Source organism: Pedomonas sp. V897, assembly GCF_051304405.1.
Lineage (GTDB): Bacteria > Pseudomonadota > Alphaproteobacteria > Sphingomonadales > Sphingomonadaceae > Pedomonas.
Map to the genome: position 1 here is coordinate 480,036 of NZ_JBPPGG010000001.1, position 22,269 is coordinate 502,304.

The 22,269-nt window shown below is 68.9% G+C and carries 17 protein-coding genes and 1 tRNA gene; 1 reads left to right on the forward strand and 17 read right to left on the reverse strand.

The annotated features are described in order from the left end of the window. Nucleotides 1-37: 37 nt before the first annotated feature. The 5 genes from ACSJJU_RS02385 to zapE form a co-directional block, all read right to left on the reverse strand. Complete coding sequence (locus ACSJJU_RS02385) at nucleotides 38-2,143, reverse strand: tetratricopeptide repeat protein (protein ID WP_435913559.1); 2,106 nt, start codon at nucleotides 2,141-2,143, stop codon at nucleotides 38-40. 86 nt (nucleotides 2,144-2,229) lie between these two features. Further along, nucleotides 2,230-2,880: a TetR/AcrR family transcriptional regulator gene (locus ACSJJU_RS02390; RefSeq protein ID WP_435913561.1), complete on the reverse strand. Its 651-nt coding sequence runs from the start codon at nucleotides 2,878-2,880 to the stop codon at nucleotides 2,230-2,232. Next, nucleotides 2,877-4,505 carry a DHA2 family efflux MFS transporter permease subunit gene (locus ACSJJU_RS02395; protein WP_435913562.1) on the reverse strand — a complete coding sequence of 543 codons (1,629 nt, stop codon included), beginning with the start codon at nucleotides 4,503-4,505 and terminating at the stop codon, nucleotides 2,877-2,879. The genes ACSJJU_RS02390 and ACSJJU_RS02395 overlap by 4 nt, the downstream gene beginning before the upstream one ends. Further along, nucleotides 4,498-5,604: an HlyD family secretion protein gene (locus ACSJJU_RS02400; protein WP_435913563.1), complete on the reverse strand. Its 1,107-nt coding sequence runs from the start codon at nucleotides 5,602-5,604 to the stop codon at nucleotides 4,498-4,500. Before ACSJJU_RS02400 ends, ACSJJU_RS02395 begins: the two co-directional genes overlap by 8 nt. Before the next feature lie 151 nt (nucleotides 5,605-5,755). Further along, nucleotides 5,756-6,913, reverse strand: coding sequence for a cell division protein ZapE (gene zapE, locus ACSJJU_RS02405; protein ID WP_435913565.1), 1,158 nt, complete (start codon nucleotides 6,911-6,913; stop codon nucleotides 5,756-5,758). Nucleotides 6,914-7,074: 161 nt separating this feature from the next. Here zapE and ACSJJU_RS02410 point away from each other — a divergent pair, with 161 nt between their 5' ends. Beyond that, entirely contained in the window at nucleotides 7,075-8,664 is a 1,590-nt protein-coding gene (locus tag ACSJJU_RS02410; protein WP_435913567.1) for a diguanylate cyclase, read from the forward strand. On the opposite strand, the gene ACSJJU_RS02415 is transcribed toward ACSJJU_RS02410, so the two are convergent. The 12 genes from ACSJJU_RS02415 to ACSJJU_RS02470 form a co-directional block, all read right to left on the reverse strand. Next, nucleotides 8,556-9,338, reverse strand: a complete 783-nt coding sequence (locus tag ACSJJU_RS02415; protein WP_435913568.1) for a succinate dehydrogenase iron-sulfur subunit — start codon at nucleotides 9,336-9,338, stop codon at nucleotides 8,556-8,558. The genes ACSJJU_RS02410 and ACSJJU_RS02415 overlap by 109 nt on opposite strands. Nucleotides 9,339-9,463: 125 nt before the next feature. Further along, nucleotides 9,464-9,898 (reverse strand): hypothetical protein, encoded by a 435-nt coding sequence (locus tag ACSJJU_RS02420; protein ID WP_435913570.1) that lies wholly within the window; start codon nucleotides 9,896-9,898, stop codon nucleotides 9,464-9,466. A gap of 337 nt (nucleotides 9,899-10,235) precedes the next feature. Then, complete coding sequence (locus ACSJJU_RS02425) at nucleotides 10,236-10,649, reverse strand: holin family protein (protein ID WP_435913571.1); 414 nt, start codon at nucleotides 10,647-10,649, stop codon at nucleotides 10,236-10,238. Nucleotides 10,650-10,727: 78 nt separating this feature from the next. Further along, nucleotides 10,728-11,339: a glycoside hydrolase family 108 protein gene (locus ACSJJU_RS02430; protein WP_435914363.1), complete on the reverse strand. Its 612-nt coding sequence runs from the start codon at nucleotides 11,337-11,339 to the stop codon at nucleotides 10,728-10,730. A 152-nt stretch (nucleotides 11,340-11,491) separates the two neighbouring features. Beyond that, nucleotides 11,492-12,271, reverse strand: a complete 780-nt coding sequence (locus tag ACSJJU_RS02435) for an ABC transporter permease (RefSeq protein ID WP_435913572.1) — start codon at nucleotides 12,269-12,271, stop codon at nucleotides 11,492-11,494. Continuing rightward, entirely contained in the window at nucleotides 12,264-13,025 is a 762-nt protein-coding gene (locus ACSJJU_RS02440; RefSeq protein WP_435913573.1) for an ABC transporter ATP-binding protein, read from the reverse strand. The genes ACSJJU_RS02435 and ACSJJU_RS02440 overlap by 8 nt, the downstream gene beginning before the upstream one ends. Then, complete coding sequence (locus tag ACSJJU_RS02445) at nucleotides 13,022-14,011, reverse strand: ABC transporter substrate-binding protein (RefSeq protein ID WP_435913574.1); 990 nt, start codon at nucleotides 14,009-14,011, stop codon at nucleotides 13,022-13,024. Before ACSJJU_RS02445 ends, ACSJJU_RS02440 begins: the two co-directional genes overlap by 4 nt. 212 nt (nucleotides 14,012-14,223) lie before the next feature. Beyond that, nucleotides 14,224-14,300: transfer RNA gene (locus tag ACSJJU_RS02450), tRNA-Pro, on the reverse strand. A gap of 108 nt (nucleotides 14,301-14,408) precedes the next feature. Continuing rightward, complete coding sequence (gene prsT / locus ACSJJU_RS02455; RefSeq protein ID WP_435913575.1) at nucleotides 14,409-17,207, reverse strand: XrtA/PEP-CTERM system TPR-repeat protein PrsT; 2,799 nt, start codon at nucleotides 17,205-17,207, stop codon at nucleotides 14,409-14,411. A 69-nt stretch (nucleotides 17,208-17,276) separates the two neighbouring features. Further along, nucleotides 17,277-18,632 carry a PEP-CTERM-box response regulator transcription factor gene (gene prsR / locus ACSJJU_RS02460; RefSeq protein ID WP_435913576.1) on the reverse strand — a complete coding sequence of 452 codons (1,356 nt, stop codon included), beginning with the start codon at nucleotides 18,630-18,632 and terminating at the stop codon, nucleotides 17,277-17,279. A 17-nt stretch (nucleotides 18,633-18,649) separates the two neighbouring features. Continuing rightward, nucleotides 18,650-20,728 (reverse strand): XrtA/PEP-CTERM system histidine kinase PrsK, encoded by a 2,079-nt coding sequence (gene prsK, locus ACSJJU_RS02465; RefSeq protein WP_435913577.1) that lies wholly within the window; start codon nucleotides 20,726-20,728, stop codon nucleotides 18,650-18,652. Between the two features lie 113 nt (nucleotides 20,729-20,841). Then, nucleotides 20,842-22,230 carry a TIGR03013 family XrtA/PEP-CTERM system glycosyltransferase gene (locus ACSJJU_RS02470; RefSeq protein ID WP_435913578.1) on the reverse strand — a complete coding sequence of 463 codons (1,389 nt, stop codon included), beginning with the start codon at nucleotides 22,228-22,230 and terminating at the stop codon, nucleotides 20,842-20,844. Nucleotides 22,231-22,269 lie beyond the last annotated feature (39 nt).

A 22,269-nucleotide genomic window follows, 5' to 3' on the forward strand; every position in this document is an offset into this window, starting at 1 on the left:
AATTGCCGCCGCCCTGAGCGCAATTTTTACCGGGTCTTTACACGCCGTGACAGGACGACGTGGCGTCCGACCCCGACTCTCCGCCCTGACGCAGCCGCTCCAGGTCGCCCCGGATGGTCGGACAGGCCGGATTCAGCGAAAAGGCACGCTCGTAGGCCTCCCGCGCGGCATCCGTGCGGTGCAGCCTGGTCTCCAGCAGCACGCCGAGCTGGTGCCACACCTCATGGTCATCCGGGGCCAGCGCCACTGCCTGCCGCAGCGCCAGCTCCGCCTCCGCCGTCAGGCTCAGCCCGTCGGCTAACACTTCTGCTAGGCGCTGCCACAGCCAGGCGGTGTTCGGCTCCCGCGCCAGCGCCTCCCGCAACGCCGCCACGGCGGACTCGGGCTGCTGCATGGCCGGGTAGAGCAGCATCCCCAGCTGCGCCCAGGTCCAGGCATGGTCCGGGTCCAGCTCCAGCGCCCGGCGGAAGGCGGCCTCCGCCTCCGCCGCGCGGCCCGGCACCTGCGCCAGCAGGCGGCCCAGCTCGCTCCACGCCCAGCGGTAGTCGGGCTTCAGGCGCAACGCCTCCCGGAAGGCCGACTCGGCCTCATCCGCGCGGGCGAGATCCGTCTGGGCGATGAGCGCGCCCAGCTGGCTCCAGTTCCACGGCTCCTGCGGCGCCAGATTCAGCGCGCGCCGGTAGGCGGCCTCCGCCTCGCGCGGCTGGCCCAGCCATTCGTGGTAGACCTGCCCCAGATGGGCCCAGGCCCATTCGTAGTCCGGGTTGATCCGCAGCGCCTCCTGGAACGCGCGCGCGCCCTCGGCCGGGCGCTGCATCTTGAAGGCGAGCAGATGGCCCAGTTGCGCCCAGGCCCAGGCGTTGTCCGGCTCGCCCTCCAGCATCCGCCGGTAGCCCGCCTCGGCCTCTGCCAGCTTGTCCAGCTTCAGGTGCCGCACATGGGCCAGCTGGCCCTCGGCCCACCAGTAGCCGGGGCGGGCCGCCAGCGCCCGCTCGAACAGGGCCTCCGCCTCCTCCGGCGCGTCCATGGAGTCGGCGAGGAACCGCCCGTAGTGGGCCAGCGCCCAGGCATAGTCGGGCGCGCGGTCGATGGCGTTGCGGAAGGCCGCGTCCGCCTCCTCCTCCCGGCCCGGCTGGTGGGAGAGCAGCTCGCCCAGCTGGGCCCAGTCCCAGTCGTCCTCCGGGTCCAGTTCGAGGGCCCGGCGCAGCGCCGCCTCGGCCTCCGCCGGGCGCTTCAGCTCGGTGCCGAGCAACTGGCCGAGCTGGCCCCAGGCCCAGGCATAGTCCGGGTTTTCCTCCACCGCCTTGCGGTAGGCGTGCTCGGCGTCGCGGAAGCGGCCCAGCTCCTCCTGATAGAGCAGGCCCAGTTGCGCCCAGGCCCACGGGTAGCTGCGGCTGAGCGCGATGGCGCGCCGGTAGCCCTCCTCCGCCTCCTCGAGGCGCTCGCCCGCCGTGTGCAGCACCCGCGCCTTCCAGGCCCAGGCGGTGGCGTAGTTCCAGTCCAGCATGAGCGCCTGGGTCAGCGCCTCCTCCGCCTCGTCCAGGTCGCCTTCCCGGTCGTGGATCACCCGGCCGAGATAGGCCCAGGCCACCTCGCTCTGGTCGTCGATGGCGACGGCGCGGCGCAGCACCGCCTCCGCGTCCTCGTCCCGGGCCAGATGGTCGGCGAGCAGGCGGCCCAGGTTCACCCAGGCCTCGGCGTCGTCCGGGTGGGCGGCGATGATCCGCTCCCACACCGCGCAGGCGTCCAGATACCGCCCGGCCCGCTCCAGCCAGGCAGCCTCGGCGTGCTCGTCGGCCATGGTCGGCCCCAGCGCGTGGGGCGGCAGGGACAGGGACTCCGAAAGGGACCGGGAGCCTTCCCCCGACAGCGGCGCGCCTCCGGTCTGGCCGGGGCGCCCCGGCGGCGGGTTGAGGCGGCGCAGGCCGTCCGCCCGCGCGCGCGCCTCCTCGGCCTCGCCGCGGCGGGCCGGGTCCAGCGCCAGCAGCCGGGCGAGATGGTGCCAGGCCTCCGGCCGCTTCTCCTCCAGCGCCGTCGCGATTTCCAGCGCCTGAATCGCCTCGTCCAGACGGCCCTGCCCTTCGGCCAGCGTCGCCCGGATCAGGTATTGGCGGTAGGCCTGGTCGGTTGAGATGGCACCCACGCCGCGCTCCCTAACGTTCCGCTGCGTCGCGCCCGACACGGGCAGGACCCCGGGTCTCCGCCACACCGTTGCGCCGCCGGTCTCTTTTACCGGCGGCGTCCGTAGGCACGCAAGAAGGTGGCGACGCTCGTCGTGATACGCTGCATATGCCCCTCCGGTTCGATGGCGTTCGGGCCATGCAGCATCACCTTCAGAAAATAGTTGCCCTTGAGCATGCCGATGAAATGCTCGGCGGCGAGGTCGGGGTCCTCCATCTCCAGAACGCCCCGCGCGGCCTGGCGGCGCAAATAGTCCGCCAGATACCGCTGGGTGCGGCGCGGCCCGGCAGCGTAGAAGGACGGGCCATACTGCTCGCGGCTCGACAGCACCACCCGCAGCAGCGCATGGGTGGCCGCGTTGATGAGCATGTTGAGGTAGGCGGTGGCCAGCGCCGTCAGCGTCTCCTCCACGCTGGCGTCTTCCGCCGCCGTGCGCAGGGGGGTCATCAGCTCGTCGACGCAGCTGCCGATGACCTCGTCGATCAGCTGCTCCTTGCTGGTCCAGTTGTTGTAGATGGTCTGGCGCGAGACGCCGGCGGCCTCCGCTACCTCCTCCAGCGTCACCGCCGGCCCGCGCTGCTGGAGCAGCTCGCGGGTGGACGTGAGGATCGCCTCGCGCTTGGCCAGGTCCACGGGGCGGCCCGGCCCCGGGCGGCGGCCCTTGCGGGCCCTGGCGGAAACGGGATCGTCGTGCCTCAATGTGCTTCTCCTCCGGCCGCGCCCCGGGCCGGTTTCAGCAGCAGCGGCAGGACCGCCACCACGAAGAATATGCCGCCCAGGAGGGCCAGGCAATCGGCGTAACTCAGCACCGTCACCTCCCGCTGGAACAGGAGGAGCAGCTGCTTGATCGCCGCGCCCGTCGGGTCGGGCAGCCCCAGATCGGTCATGCGCTGTTCGACGCCGCCGAGCCACGCCTCCACCTCCGGCCGGCCGTGGTTCAGGTGTTCGCCCAGCCGCGACCAGTGGAAGTTCTCCCGCCACTGGAGCACGGTGTTGATGAAGGCGAGGCCGAACGCGCCGCCCAAGTTGCGGCAGAGGGTGTAGAGTCCGCCTGCGTCCTTCAGCCGGTCGATCGGCAGCGTCGCGAACGAGATCGCGCTGAGGGTGGACAGGCACAGGATCAGGCCGAAGCCGCGCAGCACCTGAGGCACGATCAGCTCGTGGAAGCGCCAGTCCGCCGTCAGGGTGTGGGTCATCCAGGTGGCGTAGGCGAGCATGGCCATGCCGATCACCGCCAGCAGGCGCAGGTCCACGTGCTTCTGGAGGAAGCCGGTGACCGGCGCGCCGAGGATCATGGCGATGCCGCTGATCGAGAGCACGCTGCCGATCTGCACGCTCGACAGGCCCGCCACCCGCCCGAGGAACAGCGGGAAGATGTAGACGAGGCCGAACAGGCCGATGCCCACCAGCGAGCCGAGCAGCGCCCCCAAGGTGAAGTTGTAGTTGCCGAAGATCCGCAGGTTGACGATGGGCTCCTTCACCGTGAGCGTGCGCCAGATGAACGCCACGCCCGCGCTGACCGAGATCACCGTCAGCCAGAAGATGGTGCTGTCCTCGAACCACTGGTCCTTGGCCCCTTCCTCCAGCACATATTCGAGGCAGCCGAGGAACACGGCCATCATCAGGAGGCCGAGCAGATCGACGCGGCGCAGCAGCGCGTAGTCCGGCTTGTCCAGCCCGTCCACGCACAGCCACACGCCCACCGCCACGATGATGCCGGGGACGACATTGACGAGGAACAGCCAGTGCCAGCTGATGGCGTCGGTGATCCAGCCGCCCAGCGTCGGGCCCACCGTGGGCGCCATGGTGACGATGAGGCTCACCACCACCATCATGGTTTTCTGGCGGCTGCGGCCGAACACCAGGATCATGCTGGCGTAGATGGAGGGGATCATGCCGCCGCCGAGGAAGCCCTGGATCGCGCGGTAGAGGATCATCTCCTCCATGGAGGTGGCGGTGGCGCACAGGATGCTGGCGAGCGTGAAGCCCGCCGCCGACAGGCTGAACATCACCCGCGTCGAGAGCGCGCGGGAGAGGTAGCCCGAGAGCGGGATCATGATGATCTCCGCGATCAGGTAGGAGCCCTGCACCCAGCTCGCCTCGTCCGGGCTGGCGGCGAGGCCGGCCTGGATGTCGCCGATGGAGGCCGCGACGATCTGGATGTCGAGCACGGCCATGAACATGCCGAGCACCATCAGGAAGAAGCCCACCAGCAGCCGGACGGGCGGCCACTCGGGGCCGTCGTAGCCCGGGTACCAGCCGGTCTTCTCCCCCGCGTCGCCGGCGGCGCCGGCAGGCGCGGCCGCCGGGGTCGACTCACTCATGGGAGTCGCTTCCCCCGGCCGCCGCCAGGTGCATGGCGGACGGCGCCTCGGTCTTCTTCTGCGCGCCGCCGCGGGTGTCGATGGTGGCGATCACCGACATGCCCGGCGTCAGCCACACGCCCTTGGGCAGGGGCTGGTCGAGCACGATCTTCACCGGCAGGCGCTGCACGATCTTGGTGAAGTTGCCGGTGGCGTTCTCCGGCGGCAGCAGCGAGAAGCGCGAGCCGCTGGCGGGGGCGATGCTCTGCACCCGGCCGCGCACCTCGACGCCCGGGAAGGCGTCCACCTCCAGCGTCACCGGCTGGCCCTCGGCCACCCGGGTCAGCTGGGTTTCCTTGAAGTTGGCCACCACATAGACGTCCTGAAGCGGCACCAGCGCCATCACCGTGGTGCCGGGGCGCACGAACTGGCCCACCCGCGCCGTGCGGTTGCCGATCACGCCGTCACGCGGCGCGCGAATCTCGGTGTAGGAAAGCGCCAGCCGCGCCTCCTCCAGCTGCGCTTCCGCCTGCTTGATGCTGCCGGCCACCGCATCCAGCTGGGTCCTCAGAACGCCCAGCTGCTGGATGCTGCCGCCCAGTGCCGCCTGCTTCTCCGCCACCGAGGCCTCGGCCTGCCGGGCCTGCGCCACGGCCGACTCCAGCCGCTGGGCGGAGACCCACTGCTTGTTGGCCAGTTCGGCGTAGCGCGTGCGGTCCTTGGTGGCGCGCTCCGCGTCGGCGCGGGCGCTGGCCAGCGCGGCTTCCGCCTCGCGCACGCTCAGCTCCTGCTTCTTGAGCGACTCGTGCAGGGAGCGCTCCATGGCGAAGCGCGACGCCAGCGCCGCCTCCGCCTCGGCCACCCGGGCGCGATAATCCTTGTCGTCCAGCCGCAGCAGGAGGTCGCCCGCCTTGACCGGCTGGTTGTCCTCCACCGCCACCTCGGCCACATAGCCTTCCACCTTGGGGGCGATGTGGACGATTTCCGCCTCCACATAGGCGTTGTCCGTGCTCTGGAAATAGCGCCCGGTGGTGAACCACCAGATGCCGCCAGCCGCCGCGCCAAGCACGGCCACCACGCAGAAGATCAAAAGCAGACGTTTACGGGTCAAATCGCGCATGGAACGGAGAATCCTCGCGGTCGGGGGAGAAACTGCCGCGCCGATATCATTCCTGTACACGTGTGTCCATTATTATTTTTGTACACACGTGTCCAATATTTGGCCGAAACAGGGCGCCCGGCCCTCCCCGCCCCTCCGGCGGGCGCGCCGGTCAGGCGGCGATGCCGTGGCCCTGCGCCAGGTAGTCGGCGGACTGCATTTCCATGAGGCGCGAGACGGTGCGCTCGAACTCGAAGGCGCCGTCGCCTTCGGTGTACAGCTCCTGCGGCGGCGCGTCGGCGGCGCACAGCAGCTTCACCCGGTATTCGTAGAGCGCGTCGATCAGCGTGACGAAGCGCTTGGCCTCATTGCGCTTCTCCGGCCCCAGCTTCGGGATGCCGACGATGATGACCGTGTGGTACTTCTGGGCGATGGCGAGGTAATCCGCCGGGCCCAGCGGGCTGGCGCACAGCCGCTTGAACGAGAACACCGCCACGCCCTTCAGCGCCTTGGGCACGAACAGCTGCCGCCCCTGCACCGTCAGCGTGTCGGAGGGCACCTTCTCCCGGTCCTCCACCGCGTAGTCGGTCAGGCGGAAGAAGGCCTCGGACAGGGCCTGAGTCGCCTCCGGGCCGTTGGGCACGTAATAGACCGGCCGGCCGCCCAGCCGGTCGAGCCGGTAGTCGGTGGGGCCGTTCAGCGTCTCCACGTCCAGCGTCGCCTCCAGCAGGTCGATGAACGGCAGGAAAAGCTGGCGGTTGAGGCCGTTCTTGTAGAGGTCGCGCGGCGGGCGGTTGGAGGTGGTCACCACCACCACGCCGTTGCGGAACAGCTCGGTGAACAGGCGGCCGAGGATCATGGCGTCGGCCACGTCCGTCACCTGCATCTCGTCGAAGCACAGCAGCCGCGCCTCGCTGGCGATCTTTCCGGCGACGGGCGGAATCGGGTCATCCCCGGCGTGGCGGCCGAACGTCTCGCGCCGCTGCGCCTCGCTCATCTGGCGATAGTCGTGAATGGCGGCGTGCACCTCCAGCATGAACTCGTGGAAATGCACCCGCCGCCGGGGGCTGATGGTCACGTTGTCGTGGAACAGGTCCATGAGCATGGACTTGCCGCGCCCCACCGACCCCCACATGTACAGCCCGCGCGGCGGCGCGTCCGCCCGCCTGCCGCCGCCGAACAGGCGGCCGAGCCACGAGGGAGACGGCGGCGTCCAGGCATCCAGCTCCCGCGCCAGCCGGTCGAGGCGGGCCGCCACCCGCGCCTGGTCCGGGTCGGGACGCAGCTCGGATTGGGCCACCAGATTTTCATACGCAGAAATGACGCTCATAGGCTCCGGGCCATAAAGCATTTTTCGCCCGTCCGAAAGCGGCGTCACAGCGCACGCCCGGCGCAACTCTTTCTGCCGGGTGACGCCACCTTTTTCCGACTTGTGCGTTTAATGGCCTCATCCCCGGGGGCGCCACCAGGACCGATAAAACGATCATCCCGATGTTTCTGGATTCGAACACCCTTTTCATCGCCATTGCCTGCGCCAGCCTGTTCAGTGCGGCGCTGCTGATGGGCATTTACCGGCTCAACCCCGGCGAGTCCTCGATCGCCGTGTGGGCCGCGGGCAATACGCTGATCGGCCTCGGCTCGGTGCTGGCCTCCCTTCAGGCCGATTTCCCCTCGCCGGTCACCGTCATCCTCCCCATCCTGACGTTGACGGCGGGCACCGCCCTTCTGGTGGCGGGCCTGATGCGGTTCATCCAGAGCCCCACCCGGCCGGTGGTGCTGAGCGGCCTCATTGCCGCGCAGTTCGCCGTTCACGCCTATTTCGTCTATGTCCAGCCGCTGCTGTGGGCGCGCCTCCTCAGCACCTCGGCCCTCCTGACGCTGCTGGCGCTGTGGCCGCTGGCGGTGCTGCGGCAGCGGCGCTGGGGCGAGTACACCTATTCGGTGGCCGTGCCGTACCTGCTGCTGGGGTTTGCCCTTCAGGCGGTCACCCATTGCCTGTGGATGATCCACACCCTGTGGACGCTGCCGGTCGGGCCCCTGTTCCGGAGCCAGGCACCCTCCGCCAGCATGGCGCTGCTGCAAATCCTGTGCACCAGCATCATCCTCAACATCAGCTTCGTGCTGCTGGTGATGGAGCGCATCCACCGCTTGCTGCGGGTCAAGGTGGCGATTGACGATCTGACCGGCGTGTTCAACCGCCGCGCCTTCAACCAGATCGCCGACGTGGAGCTGGCCCGGGCCGACCGCTCCCATGCCTGGCCCGCGCTCATGGTGCTGGACCTGGACCACTTCAAGCACGTGAACGACCGCTACGGCCACCATGCGGGCGACGAGGTTCTGCGCCAGTTCGGCGTGATGCTGAAGTCCTGCACCCGCGCCGGGGACATCGTGGCCCGCATGGGCGGGGAGGAGTTCGCAGCGCTGCTGCCCGCCACCGACCTCGAGCAGGCCACCGCCGTTGCCGAGCGCATCCGCTCGACGCTGGAGCAGACGGCGTTCCGGGTGGACCACCACGAATTCCACGTCACCACCAGCATCGGCCTGACGATCCTCCTGCCGGAGGATACGCTGCACGCGGCCTTCGTGCGGGCGGACCACGCGCTCTATGCGGCCAAGGACGCCGGGCGCAACCGGGTGGTCACCCGCACCGAGCCGCTGCCGCGGGCCGAACCGGCCCGGGGGCGGGCCCCGGACGTGCCCGCCGCGCCCAACACCGAGTCGCGCGCGGCCGGGAACCGGCTTGGCCCGGACGCGCCGGACATCATGGACCTTCCCGCGCCGGCCGCCGCAGCCCTGTCCGCCCCGCCCTTTTCGGCGCCGGTCCCGGCGGCCTCCGCGCCTCCTGCCTCACCCTTTTTTTCTAGGCCCTGCGTCCCGAGCCGAAGTATCCACACCCCGCAAACGCAAAGGGCCGCACCTTCCGGCGCGGCCCTTACGGAAAAGAGGAAAGCCTCTCCTGCGGTGGGGCAGGATCAGAGCTGGCGTTCCACCATCATCTTCTTGATCTCGGCGATCGCCTTGGCCGGGTTCAGCCCCTTCGGGCAGACGTTGGCGCAATTCATGATGGTGTGGCAGCGATAGAGGCGGAACGGATCCTCGAGGTTGTCGAGGCGCTCGCCCGTCATCTCGTCGCGGCTGTCGGCCAGCCAGCGGTAGGCCTGCAGCAGGATGGCCGGGCCGAGGTACTTGTCGCCGTTCCACCAGTAGCTCGGGCAGGAGGTGGAGCAGCAGGCGCACAGGATGCACTCGTAGAGGCCGTCCAGCTTGGCGCGGTCCTCGCGGGACTGGAGGCGCTCCGCGCCCGACGGAGTCGGGGTCACGGTCTGGAGCCACGGCTTGATCGAGGCATACTGGGCGTAGAAGGTCTTGAAGTCCGGCACCAGGTCCTTGATCACCTCCATGTGCGGCAGCGGGGTGATCTTCACGTCGCCCTTGCAGTCCTCGACGGCGGTGGTGCAGGCGAGACCGTTCTGGCCGTTGATGTTCATCGCGCACGAGCCGCACACGCCCTCGCGGCAGGACCGGCGGAAGGTGAGCGTGGAGTCGATCTCGTTCTTGATCTTGATGAGAGCGTCAAGGACCATCGGGCCGCATTCCGCCATGTCCACCTCGTAGGTGTCCATGCGCGGGTTCTGGCCGTCGTCGGGATTCCAACGGTAGATGCTGAACTTCCGAACCTTCTTGGCGCCCTGAGGGGCCGGATAGGTCTTGCCCTTCTTCACCTTCGAATTCGCTGGCAATGAAAATTCAGCCATGGCCGCGGTCCTCACTTATTATTTGTTCATCGGCCTTATAGCGCGCGCGCCAGCCTCTGCAACCTATCTGTCGTGCAAGGTGGCGCCCAGGGTCTCGCCGCCCCCCCGGCACGCCGCCCCGTCCCTCACGCCTTGAAGGCGGCGGTGGGGCCGGGGCCCGGCGTCGGCAGGGGCTGGTCCGGCTGGGGCAGCGGCTCCGGCTCGTGGCTTGGGCCGGGGAGCGGGCCGGGACACGGCGTCTCCCGGGCGGGCTGCACTTCGGGATAGGTCGGCACCTCGGGCACGCCCCCGGGCCGGTGCCCCGGGTTGGTGTCCGGCTGCTCGCCGGGGTGTGTCTCCGGCGGCGTGGCGGGCTGGATTTCGGGCGGCGCGCCCGGCTGCGGATCGGTCGGCGTGGTCGGCTGGATCTCCGGCCCCCGCCGTGGCCCGGGCTGGGTTTCCGGCTGAGTCTGGGGCTGGGGCTGAGTCTGGGGTTGAGTCTGGGGTTGAGTCTGGGGCTGCGCCTGAGCCTGGGCCTGTGGGCCGGAGTGCGTTCGGGATTGGAGCTGGTGGCGGGCCATGGAAGCCTCCGTGGCGGTTGTCCTTCCCCACCATATGGGCGCGGTTTCGCCAGGGGCGAGCGGGGCCATTGCCCCGCGCTCTACGACCATAAACCTTGTCTGCCGCGCCTCATGCCCGTTGTCGCTGGTCCGCTGCCTTGGTAACTTACCGATCCCGGACGAAAGGGATGCAGCCCCTTCCGCCCGGGGGGCTGAGATCAGAAGCGGACTACGAGTCTCAGACGTAGCCGGTTCCACTCGACCCGCAAGAGCATCCTCATGCGATGTCTCCTCGGTTAAGACCGGCAAGGCCCATCCTTGCCGGCCTTTGGAGTCTGAGGGGGACTCCGGGCAGCCCCTAGCGCTCTTTCCCCTTCGCCTTGCCCCACTGACGGGCGGCGGTGTAGCCGAGGTAGCCGGTGCCGAACAGCACGTAGAGCGGCTCGGGAATGGCCTGGAGGTAGCCGGTCATGCCCTCCGTGATCCGCCGGGCAGCCTCCCCGTCGAGGGCGCTCAGCAGGCCCATGGGGATGGCGAACAGCAGCAGGATGTACATCACGTAGAGAAAGCTCGGCCGGGCCCGGCTGGTCCACGGGTCCTGCGACTGCGCCTCCGCGATGATGGCGGAGAGCTGGGCCTTCATCTGCTCCAGCTCCTGACTGCCCTCCAGCCTGAGCAGTTCGAGCTTGGCCCGGTCCCGCGCCTCCGGGTCGGGGATCACCCTGTCGATCACCCGCGACATCGGCCCGATGATCGCATCCATCACACCCATCTGTCCCTCCCCCGTTCGCCCTTCGGCTGGTTCTGTTTGCGGGATTGTTGTTCTGTTCGGTGCCCGGCCCCGGCCCGCCTACATCAGGCGAATCGCCGGCCCGGACGGAGCTGCGGCGCCCGCCCCGATCCGCGTGCGCAGCCAGCCATAGACGAAGCTCTCGTTGGCCACGCGCTGCTCGGCCAGCGCGATGTAGCGCTCGCCCTTGAGGCAGCCGAGCGCCGTCAGCAGCACCGTCTCGCCCTCTCGCCCGCGCACCAGCAGGTAACGGGACAGCGCCTCCAGCGTGCGCGGGCCGACGCTGCCGTCCACCGCCACGTCCGCATAGTCCCGCTGCTGGCGGTTGAGGGCGTTCAGCACCCGCTGGAGAAAGCGCCCGGCCACCGCCGGACCCATGTTGACGCCGGTGTCGAACAGCTCCGCCGCCACCGGCGCGCTCAGCCCCGCCACCCGGTCGAACCCCGGCTGCACCCAGTAGCGCTGATGGTAGATCTCCACCGCCACCGCCCGGGGCATGGACCGCATCGGCCCGTCGTAGCCGTGCTGGCGCGCCACCGCCTCGGTGATGCCGAACATGGTCTCCCCGCCCCGGTCGTCGCGGTGGTAGGCGTAACCGCCCTCGCGGCGCAGCAGATCCTCCAGCAGCCGCTCGAACATCCCCGCCTTTCCCGTTCCCGTCCCCGTCTGCATCGCCATTGCCTCGCCTCCCTCGCCAATGTCCGCACGCTAGGCTCCTGTTTGACGATTGTCAATAGGTTTTTACCGATCGTTGTTTGACGATCATCCGCCAGCGCCTTCGCAAACAACGGCACGCCGTCCCGGGTCCCGTTCTGTCTTTCCGGTTATCGGCCCTGCGGGCTGGCGCGCAGCAGTCCCCGGCGGCGCAGCACCGCCCGCTCCAGCACGCCCAGCAGCGCGTATTGCGCGAGGCCAAGCCCTGAGAGCAGCACGAGGCAAGCGAACATGGTGTCCACCTCCAGCCGGTTGCCCGCCTCGATGAGTCGCCAGGCCAGCCCCTGGGAGGTGCCCGCCCCGGCGGCGAACTCGGCCACCACCGCGCCGATGAGCGCGAGGCCGCTCGCCACCTTGAGGCTGGAGACCAGCGCGGGCAGGCAGGCGGGCAGCTCCAGCCGCCACAGGGTGGCCCACGGCCCGGCGCCATAGAGGCGGAACAGGTCGCGCAGGGCCGGGTCGATGGCCTTGAGCGCCGAGAGGAGCCCGGAGAGCACGGGGAAGAACGCCACGATCCAGGCGATGATGACGAGCGCCCGCGCCGGCTCCTCGACGCCGGTCCAGATGAGGATGATGGGGGCGATGGCAACGACGGGCGTTACCTGCAACACCACCGCGATGGGCAGAACGGCCGCCTCCGCCAGGCGGGAGCGGTGGATGAGGAACGCCAGCGCCACGCCCGAGGCGAGCGCCAGCCCCAGCGCGATCCATGTCACCCGGAGGGTGTAGAGAAACGCCGGCAGCAGCGACTCGCCCTTGCCCGCGAGCGCCGCCGCCACGGCGCTGGGCGCGGGCAGCACGAACGGGTCCACATCCAGCCACCGCACCAGCCCTTCCCACAGGGCGAGCAGCAGCAGCGTCACCAGGAGGGGGGCCAGCCGCTCACGCATCCAGCGCCTCCTCGTCCTGCCGCATGGTGCCCTCCAGCGCCGCCGCCAGCCGGGCGCAGGTGGCAAAATAGGCCTCGCTCGTGCGGTCGCGCAGCCCTGCGGGCGGCGGCAGGTCGATCACGGTCGAGACCCGCCCCGGCGTGCGCTCCAGCACCACCGCGCGGGTGGCATGGAACGCCGCCTCGCGGATGGAATGGGTAACGAACACCACGGTCAGGCCCTCCTCCCGCCACAGCCGCTGCACCAGCGTGCCCAGCCGGTCGCGGGTGATCTCGTCGAGCGCCGCGAAGGGCTCGTCCAGCAGCAGGAGCCGCGGCCGCCCCACCAGCGCCCGGGCGATGGAGACGCGCATCTGCATACCGCCCGAAAGCTCGGCCGGGCGGGCCCCGGCCCGCTCCGCCAGCCCCACGGCGGCCAGTGCACGCGCGACGGCCCCCTCGTCCCGCGCCCCCTTGAGGGTCAGCGGCAGCGCGACGTTCTCGGAAACGCTCGCCCACGGCAGCAGGGTCGGGCTCTGGAACACGTAGCCGAGCGGCGGCGGCGCGCCGTCACGCCAGACGATCCGCCCTGCCGTCGGCTGGTCGAGCCCGGCGATCAGGCGCAGGAGCGTCGTCTTGCCCGAGCCGGACGCGCCGAGCAGCGTGACGAACGCCCCCTCCGCCACGTCGAGGCTGACGGCCTCCACCGCCGCGAGTCCGCCCGGGAACCGGCGGCTGACGGCCTCCAGCCGCAGCAAGGGGTCTGCCGCCGTCATGGCTTCAGGAAGTCGAGGGTGTAGGCTTTCTTCGGGTCAAGCGCGGCGGGGATGAGCTTGAGGCTGACCATGTCCTTGTGGAAGGCCTGCCAGCGCGCCGGCGTCATGGTGCCGATGCTGGCGGCGGTGGCGTCGCCCGAGATCACCACGCCGTGCTCGATCATCTTGCCCCGGGCATAGGCCAGCAGCTCCGGCGTCATCTCCGGGTTGTCCTTGAGGATCAGGCGGTTGCCCGGCGCGGGATCGTCGGTCAGGTAGCTGCGCCAGCCCTCGCGCGTCGCCTCGACGAAGGCCCGCACCACCTCCGGCTCCTTCTCGATCACCTCGCCCCGGAAGGCGACCATCGCCGCGTAGCCGGTCCAGCCGTTGTCGGCCAGCAGGAACAGCTGCGGCTTGACCCCGGCCTTGGCCGCCGTGAACGGCTCGGAGGAGAGATACCCCTCCTGCGCCGCCTGCTTGTTGCGTAGCCACGGCAGCAGGGAATAGGCGTACTTGCGCATCTGCGCGCCGGTGAAGCCGAACTTGCGCTGCAGCCACGGCCAGTAGGAGCCGAGCGCCGCATCGGCCACGTAGATCGGCCGCCCCTTGAGGTCGGCGAGGCTGTTCACGCCGGTGCCGGGGTGCACCATCAGCACCTGCGGGTCCTTCTGGAAAGGGGCCATCACCACCTTCACGTTGGCGCCCTTGGCGGCCAGGTTCAGCGCCTGGAAGCTGTTGGAGAGCATACCGGTCTCGATTGCGCCCGCCGCCAGCAGCCGGGTGTTGTCCGACTGCGGGCCCCCGGCGCGAATCGTCACCTTGAGGCCGCGCTTCTCGTAGAGTCCCAGCGCCACCGCCTGGTAGAAGCCGCCATGTTCGGCCTGGGCCTTCCAGTCCGTGTAGAAGGTGACAGGCCGCAGCCGGGCGGGCTGCGTCTGTTGCGGCTCGGCGGCCTGTGCAGCGAACGTCGCGGCGGCGGCGAACAAGGCAAGGAACAGCTGTTTCATGGCCCGCATCAAACCAGAACCGCCGGGCCGCGCCAACCCCCTGCATACGCCAAATGTCAGTCGGCCCCGAAGGTTAGCGCCGGCAAAGCCGCGGCCGCCGCAATAGCGGTGCCGTCGCGGAAAGACCCGTCGCGGAAAGACCGCTGCTGCTGATTGGAGAAGCTGTGAAAGCAGAAGTCGTGAAAGCAGAAGCCGTGGCGGGGGAGGAAAGCTGGTCGGAGCGGCGGGATTCGAACCCACGACCCCCACACCCCCAGTGTGATGCGCTACCAGGCTGCGCTACGCTCCGACCGTGGAGAGCCTTGTAAGGGCGCAAGGGGGCAATCGCAAGCCCCCGTTGCACCTGATTTTTAACATTTTTCCGCCAGGCCTCGCTTGACCCGGCCGCCGCGCGCCCCTAGCGCCCGGCGGACTTGATCTGGTTCAAGGTCTGCCGGGCCTGGGCCATGTTCTCGAACGACTTGTGTTTGCTGAGGATATTCTCCAGCTCCTTCTGCGCTTCGGCCCGCTTGCCGTTGGCGTCCAGCGCCAGGGCTAGGTGGTAGCGCATATCCGGGTCGTCCGGCCGCGCCTTGACCGCCTGCTGGAGCAGCGTCAGCCCGCGCTTCACGTCGACTCGGTTCTGCACCAGCAGGAAGCCGAGCGTATCGGCCACCTCCGGCGACTTGGGCGCCAGCTTGTAGGCCTGTTCGGCGGTGGGAATGGCCCGCTTGTCCTTCAGTTCCCCGTACAGCCACGCCATGTTGTTGAGGATGCCCGGGTTCTGGCGCGTCTTCTCGTCAAGCGCGTTGTACTGGGCCAGCGCCTGCTGATAGCGCTTCTCGCGCATATGGATGTCCGCCAGCGCCACGCGGGCGGCCACGTCCTGCGGGTCCTTCTTCAGCGCCTCCTGCAACACGGTGACGGCCTGCGCCTGCTTGCCCCCGTTCAGGTAGGCCTGGGCGAGGCTGAGGTTCAGCGCCCGGTCCGCCCCCTGCTTGCGGGCCGCCTCGTAGGAGGCGATCGCCTTGTCCCACTGGCGATTGCTCATGTAGAGGTCGCCCAGCGCCCGGTCCGCCACGGAGGACTTGGGATACTTGGCCTTCAGTTCGTTGGCGTAGGCGAGCGCGTCCTTGGTGTTGCCCTGGCGCGTCTCGAACCCGATCAGCTCCAGATAGACCGGCACCAGGTTCGCATTGGGGATCTTGAGCGCCATGGTGTAGGCGCGCCGCGCGGCCTCGGTGCGGCCGTTGCTGGCCAGGGCGCGGGCATGGAGCAGCCGCGCCTGCACATCGTTGGGCCGCGCCTTGGTGAGCTTCTCGAAGGTGGCGGTGGCTGCGGTCAGGTCGTTGACGGCCACCTGGGCGCGGCCAATCGCCTCCAGCGCCGCCGGATTGTCGGAGAAGTCCCGGCTGAGGGCGTTGGCCTCGGCGATGGCCTGCTGGTTCTTCTTGGTGTCGAGATAGGCCTGGATCAGCCGCAGCCGGGGCGCGATCGACTCCCGGTTGGTCGCGACCGCCTTCTTCAGCCAGTCGATACGCTCATCCTGCTTGCCTTCCAGCCGCGCCAGTTCGGAGAGCGCCATCAGCGTCTTCGCGTTCTGGCCGTCGGCTTCCAGCGCGCGCATCAGCTCGCGCCGGGCCTCGGCGTATTTCTTGTCGGCCACCAGAAGCTGGGCGAGGTTGCGCCGGGCCTCATGGTAGTTCGGCTTCTTCTGGATGGCGGTGCGGAAGTTGGCCTCCGCCTCCTTCATGTTGTTCATGCCGAGGTAGGCCGCGCCGCGCATGTTGTAGCCGATACCCATGTCCGGGTAGGCCTTCACCAGCCGGTCGGCGGCCGCCAGCGCTTCCTTGAAGTTGCCCGCGCGCATCTTGACAAGCGCGGACATCATCAGCGCCTGAAGCGACTTGGGATCCTCCTGCAGCACGGCTTCGAGGTCGCGCAGCGCCTCGGCGTCGTCGCCCTGCGCCACGCGGGTCATGGCCAGCTGGGTCTTGAGCGCCGCCTGCTTCGGATCGGCGGCCACGGCCTTTTCCAGATAGGTCTCGGCCTGATCATAGTCGCCCTTGCGGGCATAGGCGGAGGCCACCAGCGCCAGCAGGCGGCCATCCGGATTCTCCCCCTCCAGCAGCGGCTGGGCGGCCTTGATCGCGCCGTCCGCGTCGCCGGTCCGCAGCAGCGTCGCCGCATAGAGGCGGCGGGCGAACGGGTGGCGCGGCGCCATGCGCAGCACATCCTGCAAGCGGGTCGACGCCTGCTGGAAGTTGCCCCGCTCATAGGCGATCACGCCCTGCAACAGCGCCGCCGGGCCGAACGTGTCGAGCGCGCCCTTGGTGCGGGTCATCAGCGCCTCGGCCTCGGGGAACTTGCGCTCCCGCACCTTGATCACCGCCTGGAGGTAGAGCGACAGCGGATGCTCCGGCACCACCTTGTCGACCCGTTGCAGGTCGGCCAGCGCCTCATCGTGGCGCTTGAGGTCGGTCAGCGTCGCGGCGCGCTCCAGACGCGCCTCCAGGCTCTGCGGGTCGATCTGCAAGGCCTGGTTGAACAGCGGCAGCGACTTCTCCAGCCCCTGCGTGGCGCGCACCAGATCGCCCTTCATCACCAGCGCCCGCACGCTGCGCGGGTTGAGGGCGAGTGCCTTGTCCACCGCCGCCTCGGCGCTGGCGCGGTCGCGGGCGGCCACGTAGTAGCGGGCCAGATCCAGCTGCACGTTCTCGTTCTTCGGGGCGAGCGATGCGGCCTTGAGCAGCTCCGCCTTGGCCTCGTCCATCTTGCCGAGGCCCATCTGCGCGAGGCCGCGCACGCGGGCGGCCTCGGAGGCGTAGGCGGCGGGCACCAGATCGGCCTTCGCCTCCTCCAGCGCGTCGGCGAAGCGCCGCTGGAGCACGAGCGCCTCCGCCATCAGGTGGCGGGTGGAGTCCTTCGTCGCGCCGGCGCGGCGCGCGGCCTCGACTTCCGTCTGCGCCGGCAGGCCCTGGTTCAGGCGCAGGTAGACCCGCGCCTGGAGGAGCCGCGCCGGCACGCTGTTGGGATTGGCGCGCAGCGCGTTGCGCAATTCGATGGTGGCGGAGCGGTAGTCGCCCCGGTTGAAATGCGCCTGAGCCCGGCTGAGCGGGCTCGTGGACGTTGCCGGTTTTTCCGCCCAGGCGCCCTGCGGCGCGAGGGTGACACACCCCAGTGTCGCGGCTGCGGCGACCAACGCTGCACCACTCATGGTTTTTATCCGCCTGGTCATTTTATGTCTCCCTCAGAAAGCGGAACACAGCGCCTTGAACGGTATAACCTAGACCTTAATGCTATACTGACGCAGCAAATCGTAGAAAGTTGGCCGGCTGATCCCCAGCAATTTCGCCGCATTGGTGATATTGCCGTCGGAGCGGGCCAGCGCCTGGCGGATCGCCCGGCGGTCGGCCTCCTCGCGCACCTGCTTGAGGTTGAGGATCTCCGGCTCCGTCGCCTTGCCGTCCAGATCGAGGTCGGCGGCGGTGATGCGGTTGTCTTCCGCCATGATGACGGCGCGTTTCAGCCGGTTCTCCAGCTCGCGCACGTTGCCCGGCCAGTGCCAGCTGTTCAGCGCCTCGAGGGCATCGGGCGTGAAGCCCTTGTGGTTGCGGCCCATCTGCCGGTTGAACCGTTGCAGGAAGGCATGGGCCAGCAGTGTTGCGTCGCCATGGCGCTCCGCCAGAGAGGGGATGTTCACCACGATCTCGGCGAGGCGGTAGTAGAGGTCCTCGCGGAACCTCTCTTCGGCGATCATCTGCTCGAGGTTGCGGTGGGTGGCGCAGACGATCCGCACGTCCACCTCGATCTGCTTGCGCCCGCCGATGCGCTCGATCACCCGCTCCTGAAGGAAGCGCAGCAGCTTCACCTGGAGCGGCAGCGGAATGTCGCCCACTTCGTCGAGGAACAGCGTGCCCTTCTGGGCCAGCTCGATCTTGCCCTCGGTGGTCTTGACCGCGCCGGTGAAGGCGCCCTTCTCGTAGCCGAACAGCTCGGCTTCCAGCAGGTTCTCGGGGATCGCCGCGCAGTTGATGGCAACGAACGGCCCCTTGGCCCGGCGGCTGGACTGGTGCAGCCCGCGCGCCAGCACTTCCTTGCCCGTGCCCGAGGCGCCCAGCAGCATCACCGACACGTCGGTGGAGGCCACGCGCTCCACCATCTGGCACACCTTGATCATGTTGGGCGCGGCCGTGATGATGCCGCCCAGCACGCTGGTCTGGGCGTTTTCCTGGAGACGGCGGTTCTCCTCCTCCAGCTGGTGGACATGGAAGGCGCGCTTGACGATCAGGCCCAGCTCGTCGATGTCCACCGGCTTCTGGTAGAAGTCCCACGCGCCCATGGCGATGGCCTTGAGCGCGCTCTCCCGGGCGCCATGGCCGGAGGCGACGATCACCTTGGTGTTGGGCGCGAGGCGCAGGATTTCCTCCAGCGTGGCGAACCCCTCGCTGGTCCCGTCCGGATCGGGCGGCAGGCCGAGGTCGAGCGTCACCACCTTCGGCTCCTCGGCGCGCAGCAAATCGATGGCGGATTGCCGGTCACCCGCCGTCAGCACCTCATAGCCTTCGTAAGACCACTTCAACTGCCGTTGCAATCCGGGGTCGTCCTCGACGACCAGCAGTTTCGGCTTCTCCTCGCTCATGCCCGCGTCCGTCCCCCTCACGCCAGCGGCAGGCTGACGGTAAAAACTGTGCCTTCGCCCGGCCGGCTGCTCACATCCAGCCGGCCATTGTAACTCCTGACAATTTCCCGGGCCTCGTAAGCCCCGATGCCGAACCCGCCCGCCTTGGTCGAGCGGAAGGGCTTGAACAGGTCATGCCGGATGAACTCCTCCGACATGCCGCAGCCATTGTCCGCCACCTGAACCCGCACATGCCCGTCCAGGCAGCCCGCCTCCACCAGGATGGCACCCTCTGCCCCCGAGGCGTCGATGGCGTTCTGGATCAGGTGCGTAAAGACCTGCTCCAGGCGTCCCGCATCCCCCCGTACAATCATTCCGCCCCCGGTGCAATTCAGTCTGATTCCGCTGTGCTGCATGGATTTCTGCCGCACCACCTCCGCCAGCAGCCCGGCCAGATCCACCGCCTCGGCCTCCCGCCGCGCCGTATTGTGCTGCCCGAGGCGGACGAGCAGGTCGTTCATCTTGTCCACCGAATCCCGGATGGTCAGCACCATGTCCTTCTGGAACTCGGGGTTTCCGGCGAAGCGCTCGGCGTTGCGCGCCACCAGCGAGAGCTGGCTCACCAGGTTCTTGATATCGTGCATGATGAAGGCGAACCGGCGGTTGAACTCCTCGAACTGTCGCGCCTCCAGCAAGGCGGCCTGACTGGTCTGTTCTGCAATATAGCTCGCGGTTTGCCGCCCGACAGTGCGAAGGAGATCAAAATCCTCCCAGTTGAGCGTGCGCGGGCTGCGCGACCGCTCGATCACCAGAAAGCCGATGAGCCGGTCGAGGTGCAGCAGCGGCACGCCCAGCCAGGCGCGGTCGTCTTCCGCTGCCCAGTCCGGCAGGGTGAGGTCGTCGTAGTCGCCCACGCCGTCGCGCAGCTCGTCGAAGTCGATGATGCGCTGGCGTGTGGCGAGGAAGCGGACCAGCGCCCCGTCCGGCGCTTCCGCGCCGTTGCCGGCGGTGCGGAAATTCCAGCGGGACGCCAGGGTGAACGCCCCGTCCTCCCCCGGCAGCCAGAGGGCGCCGCCCGGGGAGTCGACGATGTCGCACACCGCCTGGATGGCGCGCGCCTCCAACGGGCGATCGCCCGCCCCCGCGCCCGAGAGGGTGGCGATGAAGCGCAGCCACTCCTGCCGGTAGTCGTATTTGTAGGCGAAGAAGTGCTTGTTGATCTTCACCCGCGCCCAGGCGCGGAAGCGTCCCGAGAACAGCACCACCGCCGCCAGCACCAGCGTGCCGAACAGGAAGCTGACCTGGAGCAGCGTGCCCCAGCTGCCGCCCACCAGCTTGAGGCCGTAGGCGGCGAGCGACATGGCAATGAGGTAGCAGCCCACCGCCACCAGCGAGAGGGAGTGGAACACCACCTCGCGGGAGATCTGCAGCTCCATCTTCCACAGGCGGTTGCGCCGGATGGACAGGGCGATGAGCGGCACCACCAGCGCGTCCACGAGGCCCCGGGCGTTGTAGAGGTCCCAGCTGACCCCGCCCGAGAGCGCCGCCAGGGTGTAGAGGTGGATGTCGTAGACGAAGAAGCCGCCCAGGCCGATGCAGACGAACCGCACGCCCCAGCGCTGGTCGGGCACGGCGTTGCTGTAGACGTTGTGCACCAGAACCAGCGCGCCGATGGCGCAGACGAGGCGGCTGATGATGAACAGGTACGCCACGAGGGCGTGGCGCAGCGGCGAGCCATCGGGCACGACGAACCAGCCGGTCAGGTCGGTGAGCAGCTGGGCGGCGAAGACGAAGCCGAGCGCGACAGCCAGCAGGAACGACAGGTTGATGCGGTCCGAGAGGCGCCACGAGCGCACCAGCAACGACACGAGAAAGGCAATCCACGCCGCCGTGCGCAGCGTCTCCATCGGCGAGACGAGCTCCACGTACGGGCCGCCGAAGCGCACGGCAAAGACGAACGTCCCCGCCCAGACCGCGGTGGTCAGCGCGGCCGTCGCCAGCCAGATGCTGGACACGGTCTGGTCCTTCTGGACCACCAGCGACCCTGCCAGAGCGAGAAAGGCAAGGCAGGCCAGTCCATGGGCGACCAGCCCGACCTCCGAAATCAGCGGCGTCATGCCCCCGTCATGCTCCCCCCAGCGCTGCGCCCCTTCCGCGCCCGGACCGCACGACGGCGGCCCGGCCCGGAACACCCGGATACCGGATGACCGACCTCACATGAGACGGAGGCTCAGCGTACCCCATCCTGCCACAGCACTACCCGAACCGTCTGGATCAGAATGAGCAGGTCCAGGAAGATAGTATAGTTCTTGATGTAGTAGAGGTCGAACTCCAGCTTGTGGCGGGCGTCCTCCTCCGAGGCGCCGTAGGGGTAGTTGAGCTGGGCCCAGCCGGTGATGCCCGGCTTCACGATGTGGCGCTCGTTGTAGAAGGGGATCTTCGTCGCCAGTTCCTCGACGAAGAAGGGCCGCTCCGGGCGCGGGCCGACGAAGCTCATGTCCCCGCGCAGCACGTTGAAGATCTGGGGGATTTCGTCGATGCGGGTGGAGCGGATGATGCGCCCGATGGGCGTGACGCGCGGGTCGCCCGCCTGCGCCCAGCGGGGCTTGCCGTCCTTCTCCGCATCCACCCGCATGGAGCGGAACTTCAGCACCTCGAACTGCTCGCCGAACTGGCCCACCCGCACCTGCCGGTAGAAGATCGGCCCCGGGCTGGTCAGGCGGATGGCGATGGCGGTGACCACCAGGATCGGCGCCGTCAGCAGAAGCAGAAGGGAGCTGGCGAGGATATCGAACAGGCGCTTGATGATGAGCGCCGAGCGGCGGCTGCTGCGGAACCCCTCGGAGAAGATGAGCCAGCTCGGGTTGAGCGAGTCCAGGTCCACCCGGCCCGTCTGCTGCTCGATGAAGGCGGACAGCTCGTAGACGCCAAAGCCGCTCATGCGCACGTGGAGGAGATCGGAGACCGGCAGCGCGCCGCGCCGCTCCTGCAAGGCCACCACCACGTCCTCGACGTTGTTCTTCTCCATGAAGGATGCCAGCGAGCCGATGCTCTCGCGCGGCACCGCCCCTTCGATATCCGCTTCCCCGGGCGCCATCTGCACATAGCGGAACACCTCGAAGCCCGCGCCCGGCGCCTCCGCCATGGCCTGGAGGCGGCGGGCCCGCGCCCCGGCGCCAAGGACAATCACGCGGCGGCGGAAGCGGTGCCACCCCACCAGCCGGCTGAAGATCCAGCGCAGCATCAGGATGAACACGTAGGTCAGCAGCGCCGCGACCACGAACACCGACCGCCAGGTGGTCACGCTCGGGAAGGTGAAGAAGATCACCGACAGGGCAACGAAGTCGATGCCCAGCGCCACCGCCAGCCGCACCGCGGTCATCCGCACCGAGCGGTAGCACTGGCTCTGGTACAAACCCACCGCCAGCATCACCACATAGGTGACGCAGGCGTAGGTCAGCACCTCGGGCAGGACGTTGAAACCGGAATCGAACTGCAGGTCCGCCTGCCACAAGCGGCCATACCAGGCCAGCACGGCAGCCAGAATCAGCGCCACGAACTCGATGATGCCCAGCACCAGAAGAGGCAAGGGTACATAATGCCGAAAAACGCGAATCATGCGGTCGTTAGTCCCCCTGTTTTCTTCCCGCACCCTGGA